The 9,871-nt window shown below is 47.7% G+C and carries 7 protein-coding genes; all 7 read left to right on the top strand.

Going from position 1 to position 9,871, the window contains the following annotated elements; all coding sequences use genetic code 11:
• Positions 1–275, top strand: a 275-nt coding sequence (locus ABWY16_RS13615; protein ID WP_353905192.1) for a sigma factor-like helix-turn-helix DNA-binding protein, incomplete at its 5' end; no start/stop codon positions are given.
• A 44-nt stretch (positions 276–319) separates the two neighbouring features.
• On the top strand, positions 320–1,486 hold the full coding sequence (locus ABWY16_RS13610) for a FecR family protein (RefSeq protein ID WP_353905191.1): 1,167 nt from the start codon (positions 320–322) through the stop codon (positions 1,484–1,486).
• A 51-nt stretch (positions 1,487–1,537) separates the two neighbouring features.
• Positions 1,538–4,954 (top strand): SusC/RagA family TonB-linked outer membrane protein, encoded by a 3,417-nt coding sequence (locus ABWY16_RS13605; RefSeq protein ID WP_353905190.1) that lies wholly within the window; start codon positions 1,538–1,540, stop codon positions 4,952–4,954.
• A gap of 10 nt (positions 4,955–4,964) precedes the next feature.
• Entirely contained in the window at positions 4,965–6,377 is a 1,413-nt protein-coding gene (locus tag ABWY16_RS13600; RefSeq protein ID WP_353905189.1) for a SusD/RagB family nutrient-binding outer membrane lipoprotein, read from the top strand.
• Between the two features lie 25 nt (positions 6,378–6,402).
• Positions 6,403–8,502 (top strand): S9 family peptidase, encoded by a 2,100-nt coding sequence (locus tag ABWY16_RS13595; RefSeq protein WP_353905188.1) that lies wholly within the window; start codon positions 6,403–6,405, stop codon positions 8,500–8,502.
• Complete coding sequence (locus ABWY16_RS13590; protein ID WP_353905187.1) at positions 8,499–9,503, top strand: N-acetylmuramoyl-L-alanine amidase family protein; 1,005 nt, start codon at positions 8,499–8,501, stop codon at positions 9,501–9,503. Before ABWY16_RS13595 ends, ABWY16_RS13590 begins: the two co-directional genes overlap by 4 nt.
• Before the next feature lie 11 nt (positions 9,504–9,514).
• A partial coding sequence (locus tag ABWY16_RS13585; RefSeq protein WP_353905186.1) for a serine hydrolase domain-containing protein occupies positions 9,515–9,871 on the top strand: 357 nt, incomplete at its 3' end.

Below are 9,871 nucleotides of genomic sequence, written 5' to 3'. Positions count from 1 at the left end.
AGGGCAATTATATCACCGACGAATTCATCCGGGAAAGAGAACTTTCAGCAATGATAGACAGAGAAATTGAAGCATTACCAGAAAAAATGCGCAGGATATTCGAATTCAGCAGAAAACATACTTATTCGCACCGCGAAATTTCAGGAATACTCAATATTTCTGAAGAAACTGTAAAAAAGCAGGTTTATAACGCACTAAAAATTCTAAAAATCCGGCTCGCTTCCCGATTCATATTTATTTTTATATTTTTTTCTTCTTTTATCTACCACAAATAAGCTGTTGAACCGTCTTATCATTAAAGACGGACACCTATTTCAACATGCAAAAGAAAAATGCCAGCGAACTTCTGGAAAAAATAAGAAATGGCAGCTGCACAGCAGAAGAAAAAGCTATCGTGCAGAGCTGGTATCTCCAATGGAAACAGACGGCTCCAGCTGAACTGCCGGAAGAAGAATTCCTGGCCTCCCTGGAGAATATAAGGGCAGCACTGCCAAAACCTGAACCTGACATCAGGAAGATCAGATTTTACCGGATAGCGGCAGCGGCAACTACCACAATCATATTTGCCTTATCTTTAATTTTTGTAAAGTATCAGCGAAAACCACGCCCTGCGGCACAACAGGAGCTTGTAAACGACATTAAGGGAGGAGGAAACAGGGCGGTCCTCACTTTATCAAATGGCCAAAAGGTAATACTTGATGATCAGGTAAATCAGCAGCAGATCAGCGGAACCGAAAAAAACATCATCAGAAGTGGACGGTTGAAAGGCGAACTGGTTTATGATGCCACAGCTAAAACAGCTTCATCCCGGGATGCGGCACTGATAAACACCATCGTTACGCCACGCGCGGGTCAGTATAAAGTGCTTTTATCAGACGGCACACAGGTTTGGTTAAATGCCGAATCATCGGTACGTTTCCCCGTCGTATTTAATGGGAACAGCCGAGAAGTGGAGATAACCGGAGAAGCCTATTTTGAAGTAGCTAAAAAAACAAAAAAACACTCCGGTCAGCGTATCCCTTTTATTGTAAAAACACCAAAACAGCAGGTTGAAGTGCTGGGTACCCATTTCAATATCAATTGTTACGAAAATGAAGCCAGCACCAATACAACCCTGCTCGAAGGAGCCGTTCGTGTATCTCTCCTTCCTACAGCGAAAAATTCAAAACCAGAGATTTGGCCGCTGCGGCCGGGACAGCAATCCAGGCTGACAGGACAGACATTCCGCATAACAGCTGTTGACACAGAAGAAGAAACCGCCTGGAAAAACGGCACCATCGCCTTCGCCAATGCGGATATAAAAAGCATAATGAGACAAGTATCAAGGTGGTATAATGTAGATGTAAAATATAAGGGAACAATCCCCGGGCGCACATTTACCGGCAGTATTTCAAGAAGTGCAAAACTTTCAGAACTACTTAAAATACTGCAGTTCAGCAAAATTAATTTCAGCCTCAGCGGATCAGAACTTACGGTACTGCCCTGATCATAAAAAGCAAATCAACCGAACCCTAATTTCACCCTAAAACGATGAAGTATGACTCTTTTTACTTTCCACAGCTCCAAAGCCCGCAACAACCGCCGGCTTTACCTCAGCCTTCTGCTGTTAGTCTTTTCCAGTCTGCAGGTCTCGGCCGGCGGCTCCGCAACAGGTATAACCCTTTCAGAAAAGAATGCCCCGCTCGAAAAGGTGTTCAAAGAGATAAAAAAACAAAGCGGCTATTCCTTCTGGTACGAAAACAGTGTGCTCAGGAATGCCAGAAACGTTGACATCTCCCTGCGTCAGGCATCGCTCGACCAAACCCTTGCAGTTTGTTTCAGCAATCAGCCACTTTCTTACCATATCGTAGGCAACGTGATAGTCGTGGAGCAAAAAACACCAGAGCAGAACCCTGCGGGGAAGAACAAAGCCGATATTATTATCAAAGGCAGGGTCACGGATGAAACCGGGGCGCCTCTCCCAAGTGTAAGCGTAATGGTAAAGGGAACCACTAATGGCGTGAGTACCAATGCCGAGGGTATGTACTCAATTGCAGTACCGGACAATCAGACTATACTGGTATTCCGCTCTGTAGGTTACCTCACAAAGGAAGTTGCCGCAGGATCAGCCATACTCAATATTTCCTTATCAGCGGATACACAAAACCTGAATGAGGTAGCCGTTACCGCCCTTGGTATCAAAAGAGACCGGAGATCGCTGGGTTATTCGGCACAGGAGATCAAAGGTGATGCAATTACAGGAAGCCATCAGCCAAATATAGTAAATGCCCTGCAGGGACAGGCAGCAGGACTTCAAATCAACTCAGGTGGAGGAGCGCCAGGATCAGGAGCAAAGATTATCCTCCGCGGCCTTAACTCTATGGACCCCAACAGGGATTTCCAGCCGCTGTTCGTTATCGACGGAATTCCAATTGACAACTCTACAGATGTTTCTGACAACAGTGAACTGATGGGTATCAGCAACCGCGCAGCGGATATCAATCCGGATGACATCGAAACAATTAACGTGTTAAAAGGGGGTGCAGCAACAGCATTATATGGCCTGCGTGCAGCAACCGGCGCAATAATTATTACCACAAAATCCGGCAAGGCAGGGAAAATGCGCGTCAATTATACCAGTACTTTCAGTTCAGATGTTATCGATAAATATCCTGAAACACAGGATAAATACACCCAGGGATTTCTGGGCGTGTATGACCCTACGAGTTTCTGGCCATCCCTGGGCCCAAAGATTACTGAGGCACAGAAGACTGACCCAACAGTGCCGGACCATATGTTCAACAATTACAAACATGGGTATGAAACTGGTCATTCTTACCGCAACAGCTTAAACCTTTCAGGGGGAACAGACAAAGCCATTTTTACCGCAGCATTTTCCCAGTTTAACCAGACAGGAATCATGCCTTTCACGGATTACAAAAATTACTCCGCAAAACTGGGAGCGGAATTTAAGATCTCCGACAAGGTATCTTTCGGCAGCTCGCTAAATTATATCAAATCAGGCGGGCGCAGGGCCAACTCAGACCGCTACAACGAAACCCTCACCTATTTCTCGGGCCGCTGGGATATCTGGGACTACCTCAATCCGAACGGTACGCAAAAAACAATCATCGGTTCTACAAATGATAACCCGATCTACCTGCTGGCCAACAAAGTGTATAAAGATGATGTGGACCGCGTGATTTCCAACTCCCATTTTACCTATACACCGGTAAAATGGCTGGATATCAGTTACCGCTTTGGTGTAGATACATACAACGATTCCCGCACAAGTACCACTCCCGGCCCTATAGGCCTGGCCGGCGAAATCTACCCGAATGATTTCGGCTTCGGAACAGTAAACGAATACCGCGCAAAAAATACCGTGCTCAATTCTACGCTGATGCTCAACTTTAAGAATGATATCGGCCGGCACATCAAATCCTCATTCAAAGTAGGCCATGATATCTATTCGACAACCCGGAAATCGGTAAATACAAGTGGGGATACACTTGTTGTATCCAACTTTTACAACTTAAGCAACGCAAAAAGAGTTGTTGCCACTAACAACACCAGCGAGTACAGGATTATGGGGCTGTTTGGCGACTGGTCTCTGAGCTACGACAGCTTCCTTTATCTGGATATTACAGGAAGGAACGACTGGACATCTACCCTGCCCAAGGACAACCGCTCGTTCTTCTATCCGTCGGTAAGCGCAAGCTGGGTATTCTCAGAGAATTTCAAACTGCCCGACTGGATCAGCAGCGGCCGAATAAGGTTATCCCTGGCGCAGATTGGTAAAGATGCCTACCGTTACGCCACCTCCTCCGGCTATACAATTGGTACCCCGCTCAGCAACGGCGTACTCCCTTTTACGCAAAATCCCCAGACGGGCGATGCCAATCTCCGGCCGGAAAAAACCAAATCTTACGAAGCAGGTACAGAACTGCGCTTCTTTAAAAACAGGCTGGGCCTCGATTTAACCTATTACAACAATAAAAGTACAGACCTGATTATCCCGGTAAATGTACCCGTGGCCACAGGATACGACAAGATTTACCTGAATTCAGGAAGCATCCGCAACCGGGGCCTGGAAATCAGCTTATCCGGCACACCATTGCAAAGCCGCGATTTCAGCTGGACGGTAAACGCCAATTATACCCACAACAAAAACACGGTACTGTCCATCTATCCGGGTCTAACGGAAATTGTAATGGCAACCCAGTTTGGTTACCTGAGCTCAACCGTTACCCAGAAATATATTCCAGGAATGCCGGTTGGCGCCCTGTACGGAAGAACCTATAAACGCTATGGAGACACAGGGACTACGCTCAACACAGATTTACCCATGGTGATCGGTGCTGACGGTTTCCCCGTCCTGAATTCAGCCACCACACAGCAGTACATTGCAAACTCACAGCCGAAATGGATCGGAAGCATAGGCAACACATTCAAATACAAAAACTGGAGCCTGTACGCCTTATTTGACACACAGCAGGGCGTCTACAGGTACAACCAGCTGGCCAACTTCATGGCTGCCTTTGCCCTGCAGAAAAGCTCAGAAAACCGGGAGGATTTTGTGGTTTTCCCCGGGGTACTGGCGGATGGAACACCAAATACAAAATCCGTATGGCTCGGACAGGGCCTTGGGCCCGACGGCGTAAATTACGGTAACGGATATTACAGGAATGTATACCGGGGTGCTTCAGAAACCTTTATCGAAGATGCTTCATGGGTAAGGTTGCGCACAGCAACCCTGTCCTATAACCTGCCGGCAAAATTTGTTCAGCGCAGCGGTTTCCTCAACGGGGCTACACTTTCTTTCACCGGCAACAACCTCTGGATCAGCACCAAGTTTACAGGCTTTGATCCGGAATCAAGTTCTACCAATTCTGGCAGTGTAACCGATGGATTCGCAGGCTTTACCTACCCTGCTATCCGCAGCTATATTGTTTCATTAAATGTTAATTTCTAAGCCTAAGCATATGAAAACCAAACTCATTATAATTGCAATCGGAATCTTGGCATTCAGCTTTTCAGGATGTGAAAAATTCCTGGACAAACTGGAAAACCCAAACCTGGTAAACAATCCCCCAATCAATGGTTTGCTGGCTACGGCTACATTTCAAACTGGTACCGATGTATTCCGTATCGGAAATGCCGTATCCTATTTTAATCAGTACCTGGCTGGAAATACAAAGGGCAGCGATGCAGATGTTTACAATCCGGTTGATTATACCACAACCTGGACAAATTTCTACCTCACCACAATGGTAAATATTTATCAGATGAACAAACTTGCTGCAGAACAGGGCGCATCTTATCACCTGGGCATTGGAAAGATTCTTATGGCCTACAACCTGAATATGCTGATCACAACTTTTGGTGATGTACCCTACACTGAAGCCTTCGCAGGACAGCAAACCCTGACACCAAAATATGATAACCAGCAGGCATTGCACACTACCTGTCTGACGCTGCTGGATGAAGGAATAGCCGAATTAAAAAAGACCGGCGTGACAATAACGCTCGATCCCGCCAGTGATGTCATCCACGGGGGCAGCACAGCAGCCTGGATAAGGACAGGCTACGCACTGAAAGCCAGATTCCTGAACCAGTTGTCTAAAACAAGCGCTTACAGCGCAGCAAATATACTGGCAGCTACCGCACAGTCATATACCGAGAACTCACAGAGCGCTACACTGACTGCTTTCAGCGGTTTAAGTCCCTGGAACAACGTAGCGGTTCAGAATACACTGCTAAATCTTGACGGATGGCTGAGCACACAGTTTGTGGATGCGCTCAATGGCAACACCTATGGGGTAGCTGACCCGCGACTGCCGCTCATAGCCACAATTACCAAATTTGGAGATTACCGCGGGACACCGAATGGTGCCGGCCGCATCGGTACAGGTACCACCAAAGAGGAATCCTATTTATCAGTTGATGGTTTTTATTCAAAGAAAAGCGCGCCTCTGCTGATGGTTACCAATGCGGAAGTCAGGTTTATTGAATCGGAAGCTGCATTCAGATCAAACAACAGGGCCCTGGCCTACACAGCTTATCTGGCTGGGATCAAAGCACATATGGACCAGCTTGGGGTAAGCGCTGCCAATGAGGCTGCTTATCTCAGCAATCCCATAGTAGCAGTTGGTCAGGGAGCACTTACGCTGGATCTCATTTTTAAGGAAAAGTATGTGGTGATGTTCCTGAATCCCGAAGCCTGGGTAGATGCCCGCCGCTACGACTACCAGTACAAGGACTTTACTTTACCTGCAGGCGCAGTGCTCAATACTTTTATCAGACGCGCAGCATATCCAACAGTGGAAACCAGCAGGAACGGCGCCAATGTACCTGTAACTGCAGGACTCACGGAAAGATTGTTCTGGGATAAATAATGTTTCTTTAAAACGCCCTGTTAAAATGATTAAAAACTTTGTACTTGTTGCATGCTGCTGTGTGTTGTTTAAGCCCATACTGTTCAATACCGCCAATGCCCAGACGGTGTCAATGGAAGCTGTAACCAGTTTCCCCTTTGTCTCCGGAATTACCGCCGCTGCAACAGGTGCAAAGATTGCATTTACCGTAAATGAAAAAGGCAAACGAAATATATACACAGCTACAGGACCGGATTTTACGCTGAGAAAGCTGACCGCTTATACTGCTGACGACGGACAGGAAATAACAAGCGTCACTATTTCTCCTGACGGGAACTGGATCGCATTTGTAAGGGGCGGCGATCATGGTGCCTTTGATGAAAGTATCCCCAGAAACGCTTCATCAGCTCCTGATGCACCTAAAATTCAGGTTTACTGCATTCCTTTTGAGGGCGGAACCCCAACGCTCATCAGTGAAGGAGATCATCCGGTGATTTCGCCGCAAAGCGATCAGCTGGCCTTCATCAAAGACGGACAGGTCTGGCGGGCAACATATGGCAGGCGGCCCGCTGCAAAAAAGATGTTCCATGTACGCGGATCTGCTGAAGGAATTAAATGGTCTCCGGACGGCCGGCAAATGCTGTTTACTGTTTCCCGTGCCGACCATTCACTGATTGGAATTTACCGGGACAGCCTCACATCCATTCAATGGATGGCACCTGCTTTCTCCAGGGACCAGTCGCCACAATGGAGTCCGGATGGCAAACAGGTTGCCTTTATCCGACGCCCCGCACGTGGTGGTGCACCGGACTCACTCACTGTTGATATCCTGCAGCCATGGTCGATATGGACGGCAGAAGCAGCCTCCGGCAAAGGCAAAGAAATCTGGAAAGCTGCTGAAAGCCTCCGCGCATCTCTGCCCGCAACCAATGGCGGCACAAATCTGCATTGGGCAGCCAGGGACCGGATTACTTTTGTATCCTGCCAGGATGGATGGCCGCATCTGTACAGCGTCCCCCCAACGGGAGGAACCGCCTTGCTGCTTACACCTGGAAATTTCATAGCAGAGCATATTCAACTCAGTGCCGACAGCACATCACTGCTGTTCAGCACAAATCTTCAGGATCCTGACAGGCGCCATCTGGCAAGAGTACCAGTAGACAAAGCAGCAATGGAGCTGCTCACATCCGGAACGGGACTGGAAAGTAATCCGGTTATGCTGGGGAACGGGGAAGCTGTTGCTGCACTTTTTGCAACTGCACAACAACCTAACCTACCAGGGATTGTGACTTTGCGCGCGAAAAAACAAATCAAACTGATAGGGAAAGAACTGATCCCGGCAGATTTTCCCCTGGGAAGACTGGTAAGCCCCAGATCGGTTAGCTTTAAAGCTGCGGATGGCAACACAGTCTACGGGCAAATTTTTGAGCCAAGAGGCGGTCCATCACAGAAACCCGCAATCCTCTTTGTGCATGGCGGGCCCCAGCGCCAGATGCTGCTGGGCTGGCATTATGGAGATTATTATTCAAATACCTATGCGCTCAACCAATACCTCGCCGGCAGGGGTTTTATCGTACTTGCCGTTAATTACAGGCTGGGTATTGGTTACGGATTCGACTTCCAGAACCCCAGACACTCATGGACGGCAGGTGCCTCCGAATACCAGGACATCCGCGCTGCAGGTCATTATCTGGCCGGTCTGAAACAGGTAGATTCAGCAAGGATCGGCATTTATGGTGGTTCTTACGGGGGCTATCTTACTGCCATGGCACTCGCGCAGGACTCAAAACTGTTCGCCGCCGGTGTAGATATTCACGGTGAACACAACCTGATGGTCTTTGCACCCGGGGAACAGGCAGAACCTGCACCTGATCTGGCCCTGGCAAAAGAGCTGATGTGGAAATCATCACCTGTCGCCTGGCTCAGTAAATGGACCTCACCCGTGCTGATTGTTCATGGCGATGACGACGGAAATGTTAAATTTCATCAAAGTGTGGATTTGATCAATCGCCTCGCCAAAAAGAATGTATCTTTTGAAACGCTGATGGTTCCTGATGAAACACACCACTGGATGAAGTACGAACACATGTTGCAGGTAGACCAGGCTACAGCCGAATTTTTAACCAGAAAACTACTACTTAAATGACCAAAACCTTTGTACTGTTACTTTTATCATTTACTGCCCTGCATGTGTCAGCACAGCAATCCGCAGAGGATGCCTTACTGAATAAGACCATCTGCGTTGATCCGGGACATGGCGGTACCGCTGCAACAGACCATTACCGTCAGGGCATAAACGGGGAAAGAGAAGAATGGGTAAACCTCCGCGTAGCACTATTGCTGAAAAAGAAACTGGAAGCTAAAGGCGCAAAAGTGATCCTAACCCGCGATACTGATGTGTTCGTCAAACTGGAAGACCGCGCGGCAATGGCCATTTCACAAAAAGCAGACCTGCTGATTTCCATTCATCATAACGCTACCGCAGATACAGCCGTCAATTTCCCGATAATCTATTTCCATGGGGCAAGCTCAGAAAACCTCGCGGGCGTAGCCTTCGGGAAGTCGCTCGCTGCAGCTTTCGAAAGGTATTTTTACCGCCGGCCGGTCCCAAAGAGCCTGCTCTCGGATTACGTAATTTTTCCCTCCAAAGGCTCATCTGTACTACGAAACAGTTATGGCATTCCAGGAGTACTGGCAGAGGCATCGTTCTTCACCAATCCCTCCGAAGAACAGCGCCTGAAACAACCCTCATATAATGAAGCTGAAGCACAAACTTATCTGCTGGGAATACAAGCCTACTTCATGCAGAAAACAACTGAGATCAAACCCGAGAAAGTCCCGCAGAGCATCCCTCCTTTCCCGGTACTGGAAGAAGCCCAGCGCACAAACAGCATCGCCCGGAACTGGCTCAATGATTATCAGGAAGGCAGAAAGTTAAGTTTAAAAAATGACACAGCCTCCCTGAAAGCCGCATTTGAATTATTTAAACGCTCTGCAACCTCATTTCCTGATTCTTACGTATCGGCACAATGCCATGAACAAATGGCCGTACTGCTTAGAAAAATGAAACAGGACGATGAAGCCAGGATTGAAGAACGGCGCACAGAAGAATTTTTCATACCAACAACAAATAAAAGGTATTACTAAACCCCCTAAAGATGCGAATTTCAGCCTTTATTGCCTTGCTGCTGCCCCTCCTGACCCATGCGCAAAAACCCGCTGCCCTGCCCCCGGGAGTGGATAAATATGTTGAACAGGTGCTTACCACTTTTGATGTGCCCGGGATGAGTATTTCTATTGTTAAAGATGGAAAGGTACTGCTGGCAAAAGGTTATGGCGTTAAAAAGGTAAATGAGAAAGCACCCGTTGATGGCAATACGCTTTTCTCCATAGCCTCAAATTCCAAAGCATTTACCACGACTGCGCTCGCGATGCTGGTGGAAGAAGGTAAACTCAAATGGGATGACAGGGTGATCCAGTATCTTCCCTGGTTTGCCATGTCAGATTCGTATGTG

This window comes from Pedobacter sp., assembly GCF_040513095.1.
Classification (GTDB): Bacteria; Bacteroidota; Bacteroidia; order Sphingobacteriales; family Sphingobacteriaceae; genus Pedobacter.
The sequence above is the reverse complement of the archived record's forward strand: the minus strand, read 5'-3'. Positions and strand labels throughout refer to the sequence as shown.

What these genes read in the sequence shown, in the direction of transcription:
- ABWY16_RS13610 (WP_353905191.1), top strand. Translation starts at nt 320, where the DNA reads ATGCAAAAGAAAAATGCCAGCGAACTTCTGGAAAAAATAAGAAATGGC.
- ABWY16_RS13605 (WP_353905190.1), top strand. Translation starts at nt 1,538, where the DNA reads ATGACTCTTTTTACTTTCCACAGCTCCAAAGCCCGCAACAACCGCCGG.
- ABWY16_RS13600 (WP_353905189.1), top strand. Translation starts at nt 4,965, where the DNA reads ATGAAAACCAAACTCATTATAATTGCAATCGGAATCTTGGCATTCAGC.
- ABWY16_RS13595 (WP_353905188.1), top strand. Translation starts at nt 6,403, where the DNA reads ATGATTAAAAACTTTGTACTTGTTGCATGCTGCTGTGTGTTGTTTAAG.
- ABWY16_RS13590 (WP_353905187.1), top strand. Translation starts at nt 8,499, where the DNA reads ATGACCAAAACCTTTGTACTGTTACTTTTATCATTTACTGCCCTGCAT.